Annotated in this window: 22 protein-coding genes and 1 tRNA gene; 5 read left to right on the top strand and 18 right to left on the bottom strand. The window is 34.4% G+C overall.

Features of this window, described 5'->3' with window-relative positions; all coding sequences use genetic code 11:
• Positions 1-121 precede the first annotated feature (121 nt).
• A complete protein-coding gene (locus tag VEU72_07165) occupies positions 122-1,438 on the bottom strand; it encodes a ThiF family adenylyltransferase (protein HYL66919.1) in 1,317 nt (438 codons plus the stop codon).
• The gene (locus VEU72_07160; GenBank protein HYL66918.1) at positions 1,439-2,659 is read right to left on the bottom strand and encodes a threonine synthase; all 1,221 of its coding nucleotides are present in this window, start codon (positions 2,657-2,659) and stop codon (positions 1,439-1,441) included.
• Positions 2,660-2,888: 229 nt separating this feature from the next.
• On the opposite strand from VEU72_07160, the gene VEU72_07155 reads away from it, so the two are divergent.
• On the top strand, positions 2,889-3,386 hold the full coding sequence (locus tag VEU72_07155; GenBank protein ID HYL66917.1) for a hypothetical protein: 498 nt from the start codon (positions 2,889-2,891) through the stop codon (positions 3,384-3,386).
• Position 3,387: 1 nt separating this feature from the next.
• Here the strand turns inward: VEU72_07155 and hisI are convergent, their stop codons facing one another.
• The 11 genes from hisI to VEU72_07100 are packed head-to-tail and all read right to left on the bottom strand — an operon-like array spanning position 3,388 to position 13,162.
• Positions 3,388-3,717 carry a phosphoribosyl-AMP cyclohydrolase gene (gene hisI / locus VEU72_07150; GenBank protein ID HYL66916.1) on the bottom strand — a complete coding sequence of 110 codons (330 nt, stop codon included), beginning with the start codon at positions 3,715-3,717 and terminating at the stop codon, positions 3,388-3,390.
• Between the two features lie 36 nt (positions 3,718-3,753).
• Positions 3,754-4,557: an imidazole glycerol phosphate synthase subunit HisF gene (hisF, locus tag VEU72_07145; protein HYL66915.1), complete on the bottom strand. Its 804-nt coding sequence runs from the start codon at positions 4,555-4,557 to the stop codon at positions 3,754-3,756.
• Complete coding sequence (locus VEU72_07140) at positions 4,554-5,261, bottom strand: 1-(5-phosphoribosyl)-5-[(5-phosphoribosylamino)methylideneamino] imidazole-4-carboxamide isomerase (GenBank protein HYL66914.1); 708 nt, start codon at positions 5,259-5,261, stop codon at positions 4,554-4,556. Before VEU72_07140 ends, hisF begins: the two co-directional genes overlap by 4 nt.
• Positions 5,258-5,863, bottom strand: coding sequence for an imidazole glycerol phosphate synthase subunit HisH (hisH, locus tag VEU72_07135; GenBank protein ID HYL66913.1), 606 nt, complete (start codon positions 5,861-5,863; stop codon positions 5,258-5,260). The genes VEU72_07140 and hisH overlap by 4 nt, the downstream gene beginning before the upstream one ends.
• Complete coding sequence (locus VEU72_07130; protein HYL66912.1) at positions 5,863-6,450, bottom strand: imidazoleglycerol-phosphate dehydratase; 588 nt, start codon at positions 6,448-6,450, stop codon at positions 5,863-5,865. Before VEU72_07130 ends, hisH begins: the two co-directional genes overlap by 1 nt.
• Before the next feature lie 23 nt (positions 6,451-6,473).
• A complete protein-coding gene (locus tag VEU72_07125; protein HYL66911.1) occupies positions 6,474-7,460 on the bottom strand; it encodes a phosphatase in 987 nt (328 codons plus the stop codon).
• Positions 7,457-8,527: a histidinol-phosphate transaminase gene (gene hisC, locus VEU72_07120; GenBank protein ID HYL66910.1), complete on the bottom strand. Its 1,071-nt coding sequence runs from the start codon at positions 8,525-8,527 to the stop codon at positions 7,457-7,459. The genes VEU72_07125 and hisC overlap by 4 nt, the downstream gene beginning before the upstream one ends.
• On the bottom strand, positions 8,524-9,795 hold the full coding sequence (gene hisD, locus VEU72_07115; protein HYL66909.1) for a histidinol dehydrogenase: 1,272 nt from the start codon (positions 9,793-9,795) through the stop codon (positions 8,524-8,526). Before hisD ends, hisC begins: the two co-directional genes overlap by 4 nt.
• Positions 9,795-10,772, bottom strand: coding sequence for an ATP phosphoribosyltransferase (gene hisG, locus VEU72_07110; protein HYL66908.1), 978 nt, complete (start codon positions 10,770-10,772; stop codon positions 9,795-9,797). The genes hisD and hisG overlap by 1 nt, the downstream gene beginning before the upstream one ends.
• 40 nt (positions 10,773-10,812) lie before the next feature.
• Positions 10,813-12,066: a hydroxymethylglutaryl-CoA reductase, degradative gene (locus VEU72_07105; protein ID HYL66907.1), complete on the bottom strand. Its 1,254-nt coding sequence runs from the start codon at positions 12,064-12,066 to the stop codon at positions 10,813-10,815.
• 1 nt (position 12,067) lies between these two features.
• Positions 12,068-13,162 carry a PQQ-dependent sugar dehydrogenase gene (locus tag VEU72_07100; GenBank protein ID HYL66906.1) on the bottom strand — a complete coding sequence of 365 codons (1,095 nt, stop codon included), beginning with the start codon at positions 13,160-13,162 and terminating at the stop codon, positions 12,068-12,070.
• Positions 13,163-13,244: 82 nt separating this feature from the next.
• On the opposite strand from VEU72_07100, the gene VEU72_07095 reads away from it, so the two are divergent.
• Positions 13,245-13,350 (top strand) — tRNA-Met (locus VEU72_07095).
• Between the two features lie 22 nt (positions 13,351-13,372).
• Here VEU72_07095 and VEU72_07090 read toward each other — a convergent pair.
• Both VEU72_07090 and VEU72_07085 read right to left on the bottom strand, forming a co-directional pair.
• Positions 13,373-14,755 (bottom strand): tRNA(Ile)(2)-agmatinylcytidine synthase, encoded by a 1,383-nt coding sequence (locus VEU72_07090; GenBank protein HYL66905.1) that lies wholly within the window; start codon positions 14,753-14,755, stop codon positions 13,373-13,375.
• On the bottom strand, positions 14,745-14,981 hold the full coding sequence (locus VEU72_07085) for an Lrp/AsnC ligand binding domain-containing protein (GenBank protein ID HYL66904.1): 237 nt from the start codon (positions 14,979-14,981) through the stop codon (positions 14,745-14,747). Before VEU72_07085 ends, VEU72_07090 begins: the two co-directional genes overlap by 11 nt.
• An 81-nt stretch (positions 14,982-15,062) precedes the next feature.
• Here VEU72_07085 and dph2 point away from each other — a divergent pair, with 81 nt between their 5' ends.
• Entirely contained in the window at positions 15,063-16,058 is a 996-nt protein-coding gene (gene dph2, locus VEU72_07080) for a diphthamide biosynthesis enzyme Dph2 (protein ID HYL66903.1), read from the top strand.
• Between the two features lie 27 nt (positions 16,059-16,085).
• Here the strand turns inward: dph2 and VEU72_07075 are convergent, their stop codons facing one another.
• The gene (locus VEU72_07075; protein HYL66902.1) at positions 16,086-16,892 is read right to left on the bottom strand and encodes a hypothetical protein; all 807 of its coding nucleotides are present in this window, start codon (positions 16,890-16,892) and stop codon (positions 16,086-16,088) included.
• Between the two features lie 189 nt (positions 16,893-17,081).
• Between VEU72_07075 and VEU72_07070 the strand changes: the two genes are divergently transcribed.
• The gene (locus VEU72_07070; protein HYL66901.1) at positions 17,082-17,636 is read left to right on the top strand and encodes an exosome complex RNA-binding protein Csl4; all 555 of its coding nucleotides are present in this window, start codon (positions 17,082-17,084) and stop codon (positions 17,634-17,636) included.
• A 5-nt stretch (positions 17,637-17,641) separates the two neighbouring features.
• A complete protein-coding gene (gene pheA, locus VEU72_07065; GenBank protein HYL66900.1) occupies positions 17,642-18,457 on the top strand; it encodes a prephenate dehydratase in 816 nt (271 codons plus the stop codon).
• Here the strand turns inward: pheA and VEU72_07060 are convergent.
• A complete protein-coding gene (locus tag VEU72_07060) occupies positions 18,454-18,918 on the bottom strand; it encodes a hypothetical protein (protein ID HYL66899.1) in 465 nt (154 codons plus the stop codon). The two genes, pheA and VEU72_07060, sit on opposite strands and share 4 nt — an antisense overlap.
• A gap of 34 nt (positions 18,919-18,952) precedes the next feature.
• Positions 18,953-20,392 (bottom strand): IMP dehydrogenase, encoded by a 1,440-nt coding sequence (gene guaB, locus VEU72_07055; protein HYL66898.1) that lies wholly within the window; start codon positions 20,390-20,392, stop codon positions 18,953-18,955.
• Between the last annotated feature and the right edge of the window lie 18 nt (positions 20,393-20,410).

Genomic DNA, 20,410 nt, shown 5'->3' with positions numbered 1-20,410 from the left:
CTCATGTAATTTTGATTGCAGTCAATAATTTTATGAATAATTCACATATTTACGTTATAGGTTTTACAATTTCGCTTAATTTTATTATTTAGCTATAAAAACTATCTATTATAATCTGTTTTCATATGCTAATTAGTGTCTTGTATAGCGTAATTGCAGATCCTTCGTCCTTTTCCCCTACTATAACAGCAGACCCACGTTTAAGGAAACTTACAAAGATATCATTTGATGAAATGGAAAAACCCATCTCTCCCTGATTTTGTATTTTGAATCCCTTTTTTTCTGCATTGTTTGTTACTTTGGTTACATCAAGATTAAACATTTGAGTTGGAGTTATAGAAAATGTACGTTTTCCCCTATTACGGCCACAAAGCTCTTCTATTATTAGTTCTTCTTTTGGTAGTTCTTCTTTTTTGCCAGTTCCACAAACGGGACATTCATCTACTTTTGAAAAAATGGTTGAACTAAACTCCATGTTATCCAAATCAACATAAAGCAATTTGTTTGCAAGACTTGGTTTTTTTCCAATAACAATTTTGACTGCTTCTGCAACTTCGATTCCTCCTATGATAGAAAGAATTGACGGATGAACTCCTTCTGTACTGCATGTTGGCATGGAATCTTCATCTAATGCGGGAAATAAACAATGATAGCATGCAGTTTGATTTGGTAAAATTGTAAATGCCTGTCCAGAAATTCCAACTGCAGCTCCAGTAACAAATGGAATTTTTTTTGCAACACATGCCTTGTTAAGAGAGTATCTTGCATTAACACTGTCTAATGCATCAACAACAACATCACATCCTTCTACTATATCCAAAGCTGTGTAATCATTTACAGACACAGGTAACGCTTCTATTGAAACATCTGAATTCATTTTTTTTAGTTTCTTTGCTGCAGCTTCAACTTTAATCTGGCCAACATCTGATTCATCAAACATTGTCTGTCTGTGCAAGTTAGATAATTCAACTACATCTCTATCTACTATTCTTATTTTTCCAATACCCATTGCAACAAGTCTTGAAACAATCGGGTTTCCTAATCCACCTATTCCTACAACACAAACTTTGGCGTTTTTTAGTCTAAGCTGCCCTTCATAACCAATCTCTTCTAGCATGACTTGTCTTGAGTATCTATCAAGATCTCTACTTGAAAGCTCAGATCCTCCTGCTACTGCAGGAAGTATGTAAACTTCATCACCGTCTTTTAGTATTGTTTGCATTCCCCCAGAAAATCGCATGTTTTTTCCATTGATGTAGATATTGATAAGAGAGCGTGGAGTGCCATCTGGGTTTAAAACACGTCTTTGAAACTCATCTCCCATGGTTTGTGAAATTTTAGCAAATGCTTCCGAAAGTGTTACTGCCAAAACATCTACTTTTTTTTCTCCTCCACCTTTGTTTAAAACAGATGGAATTGTGAACTTTATGCTTGCCAATTATCTCACCATTGCAGAAATTTTTGCTATATCTGCTTGCATTGTTTCAGGCTTTGACAGAATTTCCATCAAAACCTCAGTTGCCTTTAGTCCATTTCCTGTCACATAACAAACTGTAGATTCATTTTTGTCAATCTTTCTTTCTTCTATCATCTTTTTCAAAACGGCAACAGCCACTCCCCCTGCAGGTTCTGTGAAGATTCCTTCTGTTTTTGCAAGTAACAATATGGCCTCAAGAATTTCTCGGTTAGATGATTCTTCAGCATAACCATTGTACTGTTTTAGTCTTTTTAGTACGTATCTTCCGTCACCAGGATCTCCAATTGCCAAACTTTTTGCTATTGTATCTGGACTTTCTACAGGTATAACATCAGAACTATTTTTCTTAAATGCGTCAACAATAGGTGCACATCCACGTGGCTGAGCTGCAATCATGTGCATGTTAGAAACTTTACCTAGCAAAGAGAGACTTTCTAGTTCTTCAAATCCTTTACATATTGCATTTAACATTGCTCCGCTCCCAACAGGTATTACTAGATTGTCTGGCACTTGCCAGTTGAGTTGTTCAGCAACTTCAAATGCCAAAGTCTTTGATCCTTCTACATAGTATGAACGCATGTTTATGTTTACAATTCCAATTCCTTTGCTGTCACCTATCTGCGCCGCAATTCTATTTGCATCATCATATGTTCCGTCAACTGCAATAAAATTGGCACCATACGCAAGAGCTTGCGTGATTTTTGCATGTTCTATGTCACTTGGTGCAAACACATAACATGGAAAACCACCTTTTGCAGCATGAGCCGCAGTTGCTGATGCTAGGTTTCCTGTTGATGCACATCCCACAGCAGAAAGACCAAATTCTTTTGCCTTTGATACCGCGATTCCTGCAGGTCTGTCTTTGAATGAAAATGTTGGATTTACAGAATCATTTTTGATATATAAATTATTCAAGCCAAGAGCTTCACCAAGTTTTTCTGCCTTTATCAGAGGAGTCATGCCAGCTCCAATGCTAACTATGTTTGATTTCTTTGCTATTGGGAGTAGTTCAAAATATCTCCAGTATGTGTGTTCACGATTTGTAAATGTATTTTTGTTTACAGATGGAAAATCATAATGCACATCCAGTGGTCCAAAGCATTCATCACAAATGTACTTGAATGTAGGGGCATACTCTTTTTTGCATTCTCTGCACTGCAATGATTTTATCGTAGTCAAGATAATTCTGACTTTATAAAATACTACATAAAACGTCCTAATATGAAGTTAAGTATTACTTAACTTTCAGGCATTCTTTATTCAGTAAAATTTAATAGATTTTTTGCCATTAATACAAAAAAGACAACAAAAAAACAACATCAAATATTGAAAAATTACCAAGATTCATGGTAATTTTAAATTTTTTACATTTCAACAAAATATTAATGGAGATAAAAAGGAAGACACCTAATTGAAAAAGAAAACAGCTGGTCAAAAAAAGAAAAAAACCGGTCCAATAATTTCCGTATTTATAATAGCTGCCATAATAGCTGGTGGAATTTATTATTATAATCAACAACAAATTTCCGTAGCCCCTGCTCAGTGGCAGAATATTTCTGGCCCATTTGCAATAAACAAATTCCAATACAAGCTTGATGAATATGTCTTTATGGTTGTAAGCAATTTAAAGCCAAATGAAGCTGGTAAAATTGTTGTAGTCGATCCTAAAGGAGATATTTATTATACCATTCCATTTAACGGTACACTCAAATCAAGTTTCCATCAATTCTTTAAACCTAATACCATAGATGTTGGAGTGAAGATATGTACTCCAGCAGAATTGGTAGGACGTTGGGGAATAATCTTTCAAGGTGTACCTTATCATCCCTTATCATTTAATGTCACAAATGATTGGATTCCAGGCGGTCAATCTGAAGTAAAAGCAATATCACCTGATTTGTGTAAATAATTTATTTTTCAAGGGAGTTGTGAAAACAGACTCTTTTACCAGTATGACATGCAGGTCCCGCTGGTTCTACAAGATAAATTATCGCATCAGAGTCACAGTCAACTAGAATCTCTCTTACTTTTTGTGTATTTCCAGATTCTTCTCCTTTCATCCATAACTTGTTTCTAGATCTACTCCAAAACCACGAGTTTCCTGTTTTTTGTGTTAGTGCAAGTGATTCTTTATTTGTGTATGCTAATGTGAGAACCTCCTTTGAATTTACATCTTGTACTATAACTGGAATGAGGCCATCTCCTTTTGCAAAATCAATCTCTTCAATTGTTTTTTTCATAAATATTCTTACCTTCTTTCCTTTCTTAATCTTTTTCTATATTCTAACAGGAACACCATTTTCTTTTAGATATTCTTTAACCCTGTCTACAGAATGTGTCTTATAATGAAATATTGATGCTGCTAAAGCTGCATCAACATTAGTTTGAAGAAAAACATCTAGCATGTGTTTTGGTTTTCCACATCCTCCAGAGGCAATTACAGGTATGTTAACAGCGTTTACAATTTCCTTTGTTAACTGAACATCATAGCCTTCTTTTGTGCCATCCATATCTATACTTGTAAGAAGTATCTCACCAGCACCACGTCTTTCAACTTCCTTTGCCCATTCTATTGCATCAAGGCCTGTCGGAGTCTTTCCACCATAGATATACACTTCAAACCAAAATTTTTCAGAGTTATTGGAAAAAATATTTTTTCCCTTTTTAAAATCATAATTACGTTTTACATCCATTGCAACAACAACACACTGTTTACCAAAAATTTCCATAAGTTTTGTCAAAATTTCGGGATTTTTTACAGCACCAGTGTTTATTGCAACTTTATCTGCGCCACTTAACAAAATGTCTCTAGCATGTTGTAACGTTTTTACACCACCGCCAACTGTAAATGGGATATCTATAACTTGAGCAACTTTAGTGACAAGTGTTTTGATTGTTTCCCTTTGTTGTTCTGATGCAGTGATATCAAGAAAGACAAGCTCATCAGCCCCTTCATTGCTGTATTTTTCAGCCAATAGAACAGGATCACCTGCATCTTTTATGGAAGCAAAGTGCATGCCTTTTACAACTCTTCCCTTGTCTACATCCAAACAAGGAATTACTCTCTTGGTTAAAGTCATATTATTTCCCGAACCTGTTCAATTGAAATTTTTCTATCATATAGTGCTTTTCCAAGAATAACTCCATGTGCTCCACAATTTTTCACGTCGATAGTATCTTTTAGACTTGATATTCCGCCGCTTGCAATGATTCTAGTATTTTTTATGGCACATGCCATCTGAAGAGATATTAGATCTGGTCCCTGCATAGTTCCATCTCGATCAACACTTGTCAAGAGAAATTCAGAAAATCCCAGTTTGACAAAGCTTTCAATTCCAGATATCAATTCAATGTCTGTGCTTTGTTTCCATCCATCTATAACAATTTTTCCATTTAGTTGATCTGTAGATATGATGATTTTATTCTCACCATACTTTGCCAAAATTTTTGGCAAAATTTCTTTTTTTTTAAATGCAAGTGTGCCAATTACAGCTTTTGATGCAAAAGAAAGTACGTCATGTATGATGTCTTCATTACGTAAACCACCTGCAACTTGAATTGGAATAGAAATGTTTTGTCCAATTTTTTTAATTATTTTCAAATTAGAACCGGTTCCAAGAGTTGCGTCAAGATCAACTATGTGTAATGTGTCTGCACCCGCATTTTGCCACTTTTTTGCAGTTTCTACCGGATCATCACTGTAAATTGTTTTATTTTTTGGATCTCCTTTAACAAGGCGCACTACCTTACCATCCATAAGGTCAATTGCTGGAATAACTTTCACTTTTTGCACTCTCGTAAAAAGTTTTTAATCATTATTGAACCCACCTTGCCAGATTTTTCAGGATGAAATTGCGTGCCAAAAAGTGAACCACTCTCTATAACTGCAGGAACACTTATTCCATAATCAGAATCTGCTTTTATTATTTCTGAGTTTTGTGGTTTTGCCCTATACGAGTGTACAAAATAAACCCATGAACCATTTTGAATTCCTTCCAAAAGTTTACTTGATTTTTTAATTTGCAAGTCATTCCAACCCATATGTGGGATCTTGAGCTTGTTTGGAAGTAGAATTACTTCTCCATCTAAAACTCCAAGTCCGCTTGCTTTTCCCTCTTCACTTTTTTCAAAAAACATTTCCATTCCAAGGCAAATTCCAAGAACTGGAATTTGGTTTTTTACCAAATCTCTAAATGATTTTTTTGATAGTGCTAAACTATGGATTGCTGGATCAAAGTTTCCAACTCCAGGCAATAAGAGTCCTGAGTATTCATCTGTATTGTTAAGACTATTTATTACATCTACAGTTGCATCGTTTTTTTCTAAGGATGTCTTTAGACTGAATATATTTCCTGCACCATAATCAAATATTGCAACTTTGACCATCACATGGCACCTTTAGTACTTGGTATTCCTTTTTGTTTTTTATCTGACCCTACAGCCGTCCTCCATGCAACTGCAAATGCCTTTATTGCTGCCTCAATTTTGTGGTGATCATTTTCTCCATACTTTACAGTGATATGCATACAGATGTTAAGATTCTGAGCAAAAGAACGAAAGAAATGTTCCAGATCTTCCTTGGATATTCCTTCTAATTGATTTTGTTCAATTGCAAGATCAATTTTGTGATATTGACGTTTAACTAGATCAAGTGATGCTTCAGCTAGTGATTCATCCATTGGTACTGAGGCATGTCCGAATCTTACTATGCCAGATCTATTACCAAGAGCAGAATCCATCGCACTTGCAAGTGCTATGGCAGCATCTTCAATCAAATGATGTGCTATTCCATCTTTTGAAACTGCGTTCAGTTTAAGATCAAGCATGGAATGTTTCCCAAGGCTTGTTATTAGGTGATCAAGAAAATTAATTCCTGTCATGACAGAAATTTTGCCATTTCCATCAAGATTTACAGTTACAGAAACTTGAGTTTCTTTGGTTTTCCTATTGATATTACCTATTCTTGATTTCATATAAATTCCTGCAGAGAATGAGTTTATGCCCCAACTAGATTTAATGTCTTCGGAATCAAATCTATGGTTTCTAATATAATTTCTACATTATTTTTCTCAAAGAGTTTTCGTTTTGTCTCAGGCTCTTTACTGGTACCATAAATACCACAAAAAATTGTCTTGTTACCTATTTCATCTGATTTTTTTGCCATGATATAGTCTTCCATGGAATCGCCAACATACAAAGTACATGTGAAACCTGATCCTTTGATTGATGATATGAGCGAGGCAGGGTTGGGCTTAGCAAGCTCACGAGGTTCATCTTCTAAAAACTTTGAATTTTTTAGATCAAATTCTTCAAATAATTCCCTTAACGAATATCCTGCAGAAATAATTCCTCTTCCAGAAACAATAGCAGGTTTTTTGCCAAGTTTTTTTTTCAGTGAATCTATTAGTTGTTTTTTTACAAGTACTGTGTCATTTTCTATAAGCCCTTTTCCATCAAAAAAGTTTGGCTTTTTTTTATAGAGATCATAATATAATTTAGTACCATAAAATATTTCATCAAAAATAGAAGACAGTGCACTTGTGAAACGAGGTCCAGGATATGCAAGTTTTTTTCTTATTTCAGAAAGATCAACTTTTAGAATTCCAAGATATTTTTCAACCGATCGTATTCCGCTTTGATCTGAATTCTTTATAACATCAAAAATGAATTCTGAAAATGGTTTTTTTAGTTTTTTTGCAGCAACAATAGATAATATCATGGCATAAGTAACATCAACTTCATCGTTGAAACCTCCTGTGTCTTTAAAACCATTTATCATCTGGGTATTTACAAAGTTAGATTGATCTATTTTTGCAAATTCCTTGACAACAAAGTCAGTTGTTTTTTTTATGGCAAGATCATATGAGTTTGAGACATCAATTAGTACACCATCGCAATCAAATATTATTCCATCAAGACGTTTTATTTTGTCAGTTTTTGAAGTATCTACAAAGATGCCGTTATCTAATTTTTCAAGTGTCATGTCAATAAATCACGAATAGCCAAAAGAAATTTTGAATTCATCTCTTCAGAACCTACAGTAACTCTCAAGCATCCCTCGTGGTTACCTATTTTTCCCAAGTTTTTTACTAAAATTCCCTGTTCAATTAGAGCTTTGTAGATGCGTTGACTAGAACCACGTGCAACAAAAAGAACAAAATTTGCTTTTGAATCATAAACTTCAAACACCTTCATAGTACGAAGTTTTTCTATTATTCGTAATCTTTCTTTTTTAATTTGATTTGCAACATCTAAGAAATATTTTGATTTTTGTAGTGCCAAAATTCCAGATTCTATTGCAATTGTGTTTAATGGGTAGGGGTATTGAATGATTTTATTAAAAACATCTGCCACCTTTTTGTTTGCAATAAAATACCCAATACGCAAGCCCGCAAGTCCAAATGATTTTGATAATGTTCTAAGAACAATCAGATTATCTACTTTTTTGGTCAAATCAAGTACTGAATAATCAGCAAATTCAACATATGCTTCATCAATTATGACTAGACCCTCAAATTCTCGAATTAGTTGTTCAAGTTCATTTTTTGTAAATTGAAATCCTGTTGGGTTATTTGGCGAATCAAGATACAATATTTTTGCTTTCTTAGCATTTAAGATGAATTTTTCAATATCTAGTGTCATGCGATTTGTAAAAGGAATTCTTATAGTTGGAATAGAATATAGTTTACATCTCTCTTCAAAAAAACCAAATGTGGGTTCTGATGTCAGGATCTTTGTTTCTTTTGACGCAAAGTTTGTAAGTATTAAATCAATTATCTGATCAGAACCATTTCCCACCCCTATCATTTCTGGCGGAATTTTGGTATAAACAGAAAGCGCTTCTACGAGTCTTTCTGTGCCTCCTAACGGATATTCCCTGATATCCAGACTTTCCTGTGTTTGGCTAATCAAATCTAAAGTAAATTCTCTTTTCACTGCATAGTTTTCGTTTGAATCAAGCTTGATTACGTTTGAATACTTGTCAGGCTTTTTGTATCCTTTTAGTTTTGAAAGCTCATCTACTTTTTTCTTGAACCAACCTGTCTTCAACTTAATCTGCTCCTTACTGCTTCGTAGTGATTTGGTAATCCTTCCGCATATGTAAATGCCTTCATAGAATCAGATATTTTTTCTAGTGCAGCCTTTGTGGATTTTATTTTATTTTGTATTTTCATATAGTCTAATACTCCAAGTGAACCTCTAGATTTTCCAAATCCATTAGTAGGAAGTATGTGATTTGAGCCAAATAGGTAATCACTTGCAGACGAAGGGGTATTTTCTCCAATAAGAACAAGACCTGCTGCGGTAATTTTCTTTGCTATATTTTCAGGGTTTTTTGTAATTATTTCCAAGTGCTCTGGAGCAAGTTTGTTAGCAAATTCTATAGTGTCATCTACATTCCTACAAATTGCAACAAATCCATTTTTCTTTAAACTTTCACTTACTATTTTTGATCGTTTTATTGCAGGAATTTTTTGTTTTAAAGATTCTATTACACAATCTTTTAGTTTTGTGGAGGTTGTTATCAAACAACATGTTGTGTCTGGACTGTGTTCTGCTTGCGATATCAAATCCGAAGCAACCAGATCAGGGTTTGCTGTTAAATCAGCTATAATTGCCAGTTCTGTTGGACCTGCAATCATATCGATTGAAACAATCTCGCTTACAAGTGATTTTGCTAGAGTTACAAAGGAACCCCCAGGTCCAACTATCTTGTCTACTTTTGATATTGATTCTGTACCATATGCTAGTGCGGCAATTGCTTGTGCACCACCAGTCTTGTAAAATTCGTCTACGCCGCAAATATTGCCAGCAACAAGAGTCAATGGATCAATCATACCATTTTTGTTTGGTGGTGTTACACAAATAATTTTTTTAACTCCAGCTACTTTGGCAGGGGTTACAGACATTACTACAGTACTAGGATATCTGGCAGCACCACCAGGAATGTAACATCCTATACTTTGAAGAGGAACAAAGTCTCGATTTATTTTTATTCCATCAATTTGTAATACGATTTTTTTGAGTTGATTCTTTACAGTAAGTTCTGATTTCTCTAGTCTTTTCTTTGCTAGTTTAATTGCAGCAATCTGTTGTTTTGTTACTTTAGAATATGCATTTTTAATTTCAGTTGATGAAACCCTTATTGATTTAAGATTAGCACCTGTAAATTTTTTTTCATATTCTTTTATTGCCTTATCCTTTCTTTTTTTTACATCTAAGATGATGAATTTGACTTTGTTCCTGTTTTGTTGATTAATTTTTGGTCGTACAGATTCTACCGTAGTGTTGATATTTCGAACTGAAATGATTCTCATCAATTTTCCTCATCACGTTTTATCTCCTCAAGGGCAAGTATTTGTTTTGGTTCGTGAACTACTAATCCCTGCGCAATTTTTCTAAGTTTTGGAACAAGTTTGTGTAATTCAGATTTTGGAATTACTGTGTTTATTCCATACCAGCCTTTTTCACTTAGTGGACTAATTGTAGGGCGTTTTAGTGAAGGAAGTTCTTTTAACAATCTAGCAAGGTTTTGTGTACGTACGTTTAGGAATAGATGTAGGTGTTTTCTTCCCTCTACTGCGCCCCTCAGCAAGGTTACAATGTCATAGATTTTTTCTCTTTTTGCTCTATCTTTTAATGATGACTTGTTTGCAATTAAGATGGCTGTAGATTCCATTACAGTATCAATTATTTTTAGTTGGTTTTGAGTTAAAGTAGTACCAGTTTCAGTTACATCCATAATTGCATCTACATCCTCAGGAGGCTTGGCCTCTGTAGCACCAAAAGAAAGAAAGATCTGAACATTTTTGTTTGAACCAATTCTCATCCAAGGAGTTATGATTAGTGGTTCTTTTGAACCGTAGAGTTTTTTGTAGTTTTTAGATTGTTTTATGAATTTTGCCGCAGTCGTAAGATATTCAGAAGAAATCCTAAGAATTTTTTTCTTTTTTGCATATGATAATATCATTTCGTCAAGTGATTTGAAATTATAAGAGTCTGGAATTGCAATTACTAATTTTATTTTACCATATTCTAGATCCAAAAGAGTTTGTACATCGGCGTTTGTTTCCTTTACCCAATCTTTTCCTGTTATCCCTACATCGTATAACCCGTCAAAGACAAGATTTGGAATCTCTTGCGGTCTTAACATCTTTACTGTAATTTGAGGATCATCTAATACCACTCTGTATGTACGGTCTCTGCGTCTTACCTTAGTCCATGACTGTTCTAGAATCTTGAAAGTAGCTTCCTCAATACTACCTTTAGGAATTGCAAATTTAACAGAGTTCAACGTAGTCCTTGCAAGGGATTTTAGATATATATCTTGGTCGCTAAAGTTCTTTGAGTATTTCTTTAGCTCTGTGTACTGAGACGTTTCCTTCTTGTATCATTTGTCTGGTAACCTTGTTCATCTTATCTAAAGTAACGCCTGCACTTGTCGCAATATTTCTTGCATGTAGTCTCATGTGTCCTTTCTGAATTCCTTCAGACGCAAGTGCACGTAGTGCACTCAAGTTCTGGGCAAGTCCAACTGCTCCAATGATACATGCAAGTTCTTTTGCAGATTTTACTCTAAGAATTTTTGCACATACCTTAATCATAGGATGAACATTTACAATTCCTCCTACTATACCAACAGACATTGGCAATTCTATTTTACCAATCAAGTTTCCATCTTTGCCTTTTTTCCATTCTGTAAGTGAACCGTATTTTCCTGTTTTTGATGCATATGCATGCGCTGCTGCCTCTATAGCTCTTGTGTCTTGACCTGTAGCATTGGCAACTGCAATTATTCCATTCATTACTCCTTTATTGTGAGTGACAGCACGATATGGATCATTTGCTGCAAAATGATATGCTAATATTATTTTATCAACAGTTTCTTGACCTCCAAGTTCTTCTTTATCAAATATAGCTGTCCCCTGTACCAGCCTTTTTGTAGAATAATTTGAAAGTATTTTAAGAATTACTTGTCCTCCAGTTAATTTTTCAATCAAAGGAGCTACACCTTCACACATTGTGTTTGTAACATTAGCTCCCATTGCATCTCCAACATCTATTAGAAGCTCAACAATTAACATTGGTCCAGAATCGCTGTTTATTTTCTTACATGTAACTTGTTTTGCACCCTTTCCCATTTTGGAAAGTGTTTTGCTTTTTGAATTAGCAAGTTTTATGATCTCTTTTTTAGAACTCATGACACTAGACATTGCGGATTTTACTTTAACATCCACCACTTGGATTTGTCCAATACTGTAGGAATCATCTGCCTTCATAGTAAATCCCCCTTGTTTTTTTGCTATCTTGGCAGCTTTTGAGGCAGCTGCTATAACAGATGACTCTTCTATTACCATTGGAATGAGATAGTCTTTGTCATTTATCCGAAAGTTAGTTGCTATTCCAAGCGGGAATGATACTGTACCTATAGCATTTTCAACCATGTTGTTTGCATCATTAAAGGATATTCCACCTTCATTTTTTAAGATCTTAATGTCTTTCTTTGATAGACCAGAAAATGACGCCACTTTTTTTATCCGCTCTTCCTTGTTTTTTTCATGAAATTTAGGGATGGATGAATCTGCCAATTTATTTTACTATCCTCAATAGTTTATCATCTGTCTTGTCCGGAAATCCTCTTCCATCTGTGTTTCCTGTAAGAATGTAAAGATAACCATCAGGGCCCATGTTGACGTCACGAATTCGTCCCAATCCATCCAATATGATTTTTTGTGATGTAATTGCTCCATTTCCTAGTGTCAATTGGTATAGGTTTGTTCCCCTTAATGTAGCCATTACTAGATTATTTCCAAGATCAAGCTTGTTAGATGAATAATACGTAATTCCTCCTGGTTCTAAGCTTGGATTATAACAAATCAAGGCATCCACATATTTTGTAGAACCTGAACATTCCTGTGCCGGCCATCCATAGTTTTGTCCAGGTTTTATGAGATTAATTTCATCATTTTTAGTAGGTCCCTGTTCTGATTCGTATAGGTTATCATAATTATCCCATGTCAGACCTTGGGGATCCCTATGTCCATATGAAAAAACAGGAGATCCAGATATTGGATTATCTGACGGTATAGAACCGTCATTATTTAATCTTAAAATTTTCCCAGCAAGTGATTTTAAATCTTGAGAGGAAGTATCATTTGTTGCATCACCTGTACCTACATACAATTTTTTATCAGGACCAAATTTTATGACTCCTCCATCATCAAATTCAGCACCAGGAATTTTATCTAAAATGACCTGAGCGCCAGAAAGTCTATTGTTTAGTTCAGTTATTCTAAGAACCTTGTTCCAAAGCTTATCCCCATCTTGATAGGTGTAAAATACATAAAGATAGTGATTTTGTACAAAATTTGGATCTAGTGCAAGTCCAAGTAGGCCGCCATCAGTAACATCTGCAACTTTCAAGTCTGCAACTGGTTCTGTTACTAAAACACCTTTATCTATGACTCTTATTTGACCTATTTTTTCAGTAAAGAAAATTTTGTCATTTGTAAAATCTAAAGACCAAGGTTTTTGCAAGTTTGTCGCAACAATTTGTACAGCGTCTGTTCCAATTGAACTAGCAGTTGGTTTTGGTATTACAACAGAATTAGATGGCGATGTTAAAATTATAATAGAAGCTGCAATTGCTGCAAGAATTCCTATTATCCTAATTTTTTTATCCACAAGTGTGACACTTTACAAATCCTATTAATTATTTCTAAAATTAGATAAAGCGTATATATCACCCTCAGACATCTTTTTAGTTAGCGGGGTGGGGAAGCCAGACTACTTGGGCAAAGTCATCCCGGCGGGCTCATAATCAAAACCGATGAGAAACCCGCAAATCAGTAGTTCAAATCTACTCCCCGCTATCTTCTTCACAGATTGATTTGATCAATGTTTTAGTTTTCTAGTATTGATTTTAATTTCAAGTTTTTGATTTACTAGTCCAGATTTTGAGATATGAAACCATTTTCTTGAGTCGTCAAATTCAATTTTATTGTTTAACTTTCCAATTCTTTGAATTGGTCTAGTCAAATGTCGGTGTGCAGAAAGGGTAGGCACATAAAGTCTACATTTAATTTCTCTTGGAATTTCTTCAAATATTTTATTTGAGAATGCTTTTTTACATTTTACACATTCAAAGCCTTGATTTTTGCCCTTTGATTTTGTCCTTTTATTACAGATATGACAGAGAGGATTAACCGTTTTCATGTTTTTTTCCAACCTCAAGACTTGAAGAAACTCTACATTTAGAATTCTTTGATGGTTTTTGGTTGCTTTTCGTACTCCACCACCAACTTTTATTAAATCTCCTTTGATTAGCTTTGAAACAATTTTAGTTAGTCTCGTTGGCTTGTAAACTGCACAGTTGATTTTTTGGTCATCTTTTATTATGGAAAAAATCACATGTCCACCGATCTTTACCTTAGGTACATCGGAAATTCTTCCAGTAATATAACCAGATGAAAATGGTTTTAAATTATGCACATCAAGTTCATTTTTTAAATGGGCCCCAGTGCCTTGGTTTGTTCTAAATATCATATAGCCATCAAGCTTTTCAGGAGAGTGAACAAGTGATTTACCATGAATTACAGAGTTAATGTCCTCACCTCTAATACCAAAAAAAACTGGATCTGGTCCATGTGGAGCAATTAGAATTCTATTCTTTTCTTCATCAAAACTGTTAAATGTATTTGGATATGTCAAGTCCTGCATTTTCTTTACGCTTTGTTTGAAAATTTCTCTTTTCTTTCCAAAATTTGATTTATTTCTATAACTAATTAATTCAAAAGTACAATCATCAAAAGCATATCCGACTGCACCTATAGCACCAATCAATCCTTGACCATTACCAAGATAAAATGATTCTAATCCATTTTTTAAAACAAATTCTTTTGCATTATTTCTTTTAATTAAACTACATAGTGCCCTATCTCCAAATTCAGAAAAATGTGAGGGAATTTTTTCACTTTGATAAAAAACAAGACCTGGGTTTGCACCATCTTTTATTGCAGAATATTTTTTAATAAATTCAATAATGTTTTTTTTAATATATTCTGGTTTGTCAGTTTTAATCTTTAATGCTACAGCTCCATTTCCACGTGTCTTCCAAGGTATGTTTGGATTAAATCTAATCAAATACGGATAATCTAAAAACTTGACTTGCTCTTTTTTGAGATATTCAACAATCTTGTATGCAAGAAATGTAGTACACATACCTTTTCTTGAATCAGTATCATCAAAACCTATGTGAAGTATAGAATCAGTTTTCATCAATGACCGTCATTGTAAGTGTGGAACGTACATTTTTGAGTTGCCTTATGTTATTTGAAATGGTTTTTTTTAGTACCTCACTGTTTGGGGCTTCAATCTTTACCACAAGATCATATGCACCGTAAAGAACATAAACATACTTTACATTTTCAATGGCTTTTAATTGATTCACAAGCTCATTTTCTGCTCCAAGTTCTGCATTTATCAGAACAAATGCAATCGCCATGTCTTTGGAGTGTAGTACCTGTGATATTAAATATTGTGTAGGTCGGTTGATTTAAATTAAAAATCAGGAGATTTGAAGTAAATGATAGTAATTGATGAAAAAAGAATTTTTGATGAGATAGAAAAACGAAGACCTGTTTCAGTAGCTTTGAATGGTCCAGATGGATTATTACCAAAAATTCAAGAGACTGCATCGAAAATAATGGAAAAGTTTGATGTACCAGCATATGTCCTTGCTGACACCTGTTTTGGAACATGTGATATGAACACTAATGGAGCCAAAGTTCTTGGAGCAGAAATACTATTTCACATAGGTCACACAGTAAATTCAACTAATTTTGGGGAAAATGTTGTTATCATAGATGCCTATGATAACATTTCTTTTGAAAAGGTTGCAAGAAAATGTGCTGTTGAGCTTGCAGGAAAAACAGTTTCACTTGTTACAGATAGTCAACATCTTTTAGAGATTGAGAAAGTAAAAAAAATCCTTGAGGAAGGAGGAATCATAGTTAAAATTGGAGATGGAAAAGGACAACTAAACGATGGTCAGGTTTTTGGATGTGAGTTTTATCCAACATCGCAAACAAAAAACAGTGTAGATGCAAATGTATTTTTGGGTCAAAGCTCTTTTCATGCTGCTGGAATAGCCCTTTCTTCTGGCAAGCCAACTTTCATTCTTGATCCATATTTTGAAGAGATAAGAGAAGTGACAGAATTTTCTGAAAAATTGCAAAAGAAAGCAATTCTTTCCGTATACAAAGCAATGGGAGCAGAAACCTTTGGAATTGTTATTGGTCTAAAGGAAGGACAATTTTCAAAAGTAACTGCTTTAAAATTCAAAAAAGAGCTTGAAAAAGCTGGAAAGAAAGTACAACTCTTTGCCCTTACTGATATTACTGACGACAAGCTAGGTAATCTGAAGGGAATTGATGCATTCATCCAAGTTGCATGCCCTAGAATATCAATAGATAATCATTTCCAAAAACCAGTGCTTTCGACACCACAAGCAAATGCTCTTTTAAAACTCTTAAAAAATGAAAGCATAGATGGATTTTTGCAAATTCCGCATTGGCTATAAACAATTACAATCCAGACTAAATACTGGTCATAATTTCATAACCTGTGATTGATTTTTGGTTTTCTTATTTGATATCACAGAGAGAATTACAAATACTGCCCAAGCCATTAAAATAAAAATAAGTGCAAATAAAAGCAAATGTAGTATTGCACTAACATCGCTGTAGGTTATTTCATGATTTTGCCATGTCAACTTTCCTTCTAATATTCCAAAAAACCATAGACCCGCAAGTGTAGGAGTAATTGTCACAATTGTCATCGCTACTAGTACTTTAGCAATAGTAAGAAGATTCTTATCCATTTTTTGTTTATTTTTATTTTTTTCTAATTTGATCTTAGTATTATTCAATTTCCGCGTCTCTGTAAAATCACGTAATTCATTTGACAAGTAATTTTGTTCAACTTCAGGTGCTATTAGTTCAAATTCTGATCCCCCTAAGTTTCTCTCAAATTTTTCGATCCGTTCTAGTACATTCTCCAGTTTTTCTTTTGCTTCCATTAGAGTTTTTTGCATGTCTGATTGAGCAATCATTTCTGATTTATTTAAAAATATTGTAGTTTGTTGATCTTGTCCTGATTTTATATAATGATGTGGAAGATTTTTCATCATTATAATATTTTGATTTTCACTATTTTTGAATACATTTTCTGTCTCATTTTTTAAGGCAGTCATTTTTTTAGTATGTTTTGAAATTCGAGCTTCAAGGTATTTTTGATCACTTTGATAAAGAGTTTTGTCTTCATCGAGTGAATTTAAAATAAATTGTAACCTTCCAATATCACCTATACCTGAATCTATCTCTTCCTGAACAAATTTTCTTAAATTATAGGACAATTGTTACCCTCACATCCTGTGACCGATGCCAAATGTAGGAAACCATATGATTTTAGATAGATTTTATTATTTTAATTACAGGAGTTCTAAATTATTAGATGATTAGATCAAATTATGTCTCATTAGTTCGATTTTCTGCCTATTTATATCCATAAACAATTATAATTACCAAATTTCAAATTTTAGACATTGTCTCAAAAACCAAGCTTACCAGGCGATAAGATTGCAATTATTGAAGAGTTTGAAACTGGTGTTAACACATTTGATGATGGTCATACTATAAGATCAGTTGTCATTGGCACGAGTAATTTTGATAAAACAAATCGAATTGCAAAAATTAATCAGGTAAAGTCACCAGCAGTCCCACAGATAAACGACCTAGTAATTGGAAATGTGTCTGCACTTATGAATAACATGTTTGCAGTAGCCATACTTTACATTAATGGAAAACCAACTCATTCTGGTCTTGAATGTATTTGTCAAGCAAAGGGTGCAAAGAAAAGAATCATAGCAAGAGTTAGCGACATAATTATGGTAAAGGTCATTAGTCATCTAAATGGAGCAATCCATGCTACAATCAGCGAACCAGAACTTGGAGTATTATTTACACAATGTAACCAATGTGCAGGAAAGGTAGTCACAATTGGTGGAAATGTAAAGTGTGTTGATTGTGGCTATATTGAAGAAAGGAAACTTTCAACTAAGTTTGGAAACAGCGATTTTATAAAACTCGGTTCCAAGTAAAGACAATGCTTCGAACTGCATTTCAAGGAGAGAGAGGTGCCTATAGTGAAGCAGCAGCAATTCATTTTTTCAAAGAGGGTGTGCAGACAATACCATATCCAACCTTTTACGAAGTTTTAGAATCAACAGAGCAAAGTAAATCAGACTATGCGATATTACCAGTTGAAAATTCACTTGAAGGCAGCGTAGGTGAAAGTTATGATCTTCTTTTAACAACCAAGTTAAATGTAGTAGGTGAGATTTATCATAGAATAAAACATTGTCTCATAGGGTTTGATGGTTTAGAAAAAATCGATACTGTTTATTCACATCCACAAGCTCTTGGACAGTGTAGAAAATTCATCCAAGAACACAAGCTAAAGCCAATACCCACTTATGATACAGCTGGAAGTGTCAAGATCCTTCTTGAATTAAAAAAGGACAATTTGGCATGTATTGCAAGTAAAAAAGCTGCTGAGATCTACAAGGTTCCTGTAATAAAAGAAGGAATAGAAGACAACATAAATAATTATACCCGATTTTTAATTCTTGCAACTAAAAAACAAGAAAAAACAGCTAAAGACAAGACCTCAATAATATTTTCTATAAAGCATGTTCCTGGAGCACTTTATAGCATCCTTGAAAAATTTAATGCAAATAAAATAAATTTGACAAAAATAGAATCTAGACCTACAAAATCCACACCATGGGAATACAATTTCTACGTTGATTTTGAAGGGAATCTAGAAGATCCCCATGTTCAAGAAATGCTTGAAAGGATAAAACAGCACACATTATTTCTCAAGGTACTTGGTTCATATGCACGCGCAGAATTGAGCTAAAAACCTCGCGGCTTTCTTATTGAAAACGCAGCACTAATTCCAATGATTAGTACACCAGATGATATCACTATTAGGTGCGACGTGATTATCAATGGATTTATTGTTGCATTTAGTTTACCTGATACATGAAGAACTGAATCTCCAGTATTTGTTATATTAATAAAATGCTCACCGTTTTCAAGGCTAACCCAATCAAAGCTTATCTCTTTTTTAAAATCATTGTCTATCTGCAACCCATCAGAGGGTGATTTTAATTTTACGTGAAAAGAGTTTCCAGTAACATTAAGTAGTTCTTGGAAATGTTTCTCTGCATTAAATTTGAATACATCATTTTGGCCAACTCCAACTATATCATTTACTTGGTGAGTATTAGATGAGATTGCTATGATTAGAAAATATGATCCTAATACAATAGCAAGACTACCAATTCCTATTCCAATGGCTGTCTTTTTAGTGAGCATGTCGATTTTATATTTTTATTATATTTAAAGTGGGTTACATCAAATCTACATCATGTGGTTGACTTTCTACAAATCCTGCTCTTGACATTTTCATAAATTCTGCATTTTCTTGCATTTGTGGAATGGTGTTTGCACCGCAGTAGCTTAATCCTGAACGTATTCCACCAGTCAATTGTTTAATGATATCAGTTACACTTCCCTTATACGGAACCATCGCCTCTACACCTTCTGCAACATAATCATTAAGATCATCACCAATAGAGACAGTACCTGTTTCCTTTGACTTTCTTCCAAGTGATGCATAAAATGAAGCCATACCTCTGTAAATTTTGAATCTCTTTCCATTTCTCATCACAGGTGAACCAGGACTTTCATCTGTGCCGCCAAGAATACTACCAACCATAACTGTAGATGCACCTGCTGCAAGTGCTTTTGTTGCATCACCCGAAGTTCTCACTCCACCGTCAGAGATTATAGGAATGCCATATTTTTTACCAATTTCTGCACAGTCAAACACTGCTGTCAGTTGTGGCACACCAGAACCTGTTATCACCCTTGTTATACAAATTGAACCAGAACCTACTCCAACTTTGACTGCATCTACACCTGCTTTGATTAGATCCTCTGCTCCTTGAGCTGTTGCAACATTTCCTGCTATTAACTCACTATTTGGAAATGCCTTTTTGATCAGACGTACTGTGTTTAGGGCATTATCACTATGTCCGTGTGCAATATCAACTACAATCACATCTGCACCAGCATCAAGCAGAGCCTCTGTTCTTTCCATAAAGTCTCCTTTTACCCCTACTGCTGCTCCAACAAGCGGTCTACCTTTTTTGTCCTTTGAAGCAGCTGGATAATTACCTGCGTTGATGATGTCCTTACTTGTTATCAGTCCTTTTACATGTCCCCTTTCATTTAAGAGCGGCAATTTTTCAATACAATTTTTACGCAAAATTTCTTTTGCTTCAGAGATACCTACTCCAAAATTTGCAGTAATCACATCACTTGTCATAACATCTTTTACAAGTTTTTTCTGATCATCTGATTCAAGCATAACTATATCACGTCTTGTCAATATTCCCTCTAGTTTCATATCAGCATCAGTAACTAAAAGACCTGACACGCCTTTTTCTCGCATATACTCTACAGCTTCCTTTACAGTTTGATCTGGTCTGATAAAATATGGATTTTCAATAATTATGCTTCCGGAGCGCTTTACTTTGAGTACCTCATTTACTTGTTCAGTGATTGTAAGAAATCTATGTATTATTCCTATTCCACCTTCACGTGCCATTGCAACTGCCATGGCAGATTCGGTTACTGTATCCATGTTTGCGCTGATTATAGGAATGTTAAGAGAGAGATTTCGGGAAAGTTTAGTTTGTAGGTTAGTCTGTGATCTAGTAACTATACTCGATCGTTTAGGAACGAGGAGTACATCATCAAACGTTAGTCCTTCTCGTATTTCCAACTAAACCTTCTAGTGTAA

The sequence above is a fragment of the Nitrosopumilaceae archaeon genome (genome assembly GCA_035631875.1).
In the GTDB taxonomy this organism is placed as follows: Archaea; Thermoproteota; Nitrososphaeria; order Nitrososphaerales; family Nitrosopumilaceae; genus TA-20.
The sequence above is the reverse complement of the archived record's forward strand: the minus strand, read 5'-3'. Positions and strand labels throughout refer to the sequence as shown.

Excerpts from the sequence above, each read along its gene's own strand:
- dph2 (HYL66903.1), top strand. The coding sequence starts at position 15,063 with ATGATAGTAATTGATGAAAAAAGAATTTTTGATGAGATAGAAAAACGA.
- pheA (HYL66900.1), top strand. The coding sequence starts at position 17,642 with ATGCTTCGAACTGCATTTCAAGGAGAGAGAGGTGCCTATAGTGAAGCA.
- hisI (HYL66916.1), bottom strand. The coding sequence starts at position 3,717 with ATGAAAAAAACAATTGAAGAGATTGATTTTGCAAAAGGAGATGGCCTC.
- VEU72_07125 (HYL66911.1), bottom strand. The coding sequence starts at position 7,460 with ATGACACTTGAAAAATTAGATAACGGCATCTTTGTAGATACTTCAAAA.
- VEU72_07130 (HYL66912.1), bottom strand. The coding sequence starts at position 6,450 with ATGAAATCAAGAATAGGTAATATCAATAGGAAAACCAAAGAAACTCAA.
- hisF (HYL66915.1), bottom strand. The coding sequence starts at position 4,557 with ATGACTTTAACCAAGAGAGTAATTCCTTGTTTGGATGTAGACAAGGGA.
- VEU72_07090 (HYL66905.1), bottom strand. The coding sequence starts at position 14,755 with ATGAAAACTGATTCTATACTTCACATAGGTTTTGATGATACTGATTCA.
- hisD (HYL66909.1), bottom strand. The coding sequence starts at position 9,795 with ATGAGAATCATTTCAGTTCGAAATATCAACACTACGGTAGAATCTGTA.
- hisH (HYL66913.1), bottom strand. The coding sequence starts at position 5,863 with ATGGTCAAAGTTGCAATATTTGATTATGGTGCAGGAAATATATTCAGT.
- VEU72_07085 (HYL66904.1), bottom strand. The coding sequence starts at position 14,981 with ATGGCGATTGCATTTGTTCTGATAAATGCAGAACTTGGAGCAGAAAAT.
- VEU72_07060 (HYL66899.1), bottom strand. The coding sequence starts at position 18,918 with ATGCTCACTAAAAAGACAGCCATTGGAATAGGAATTGGTAGTCTTGCT.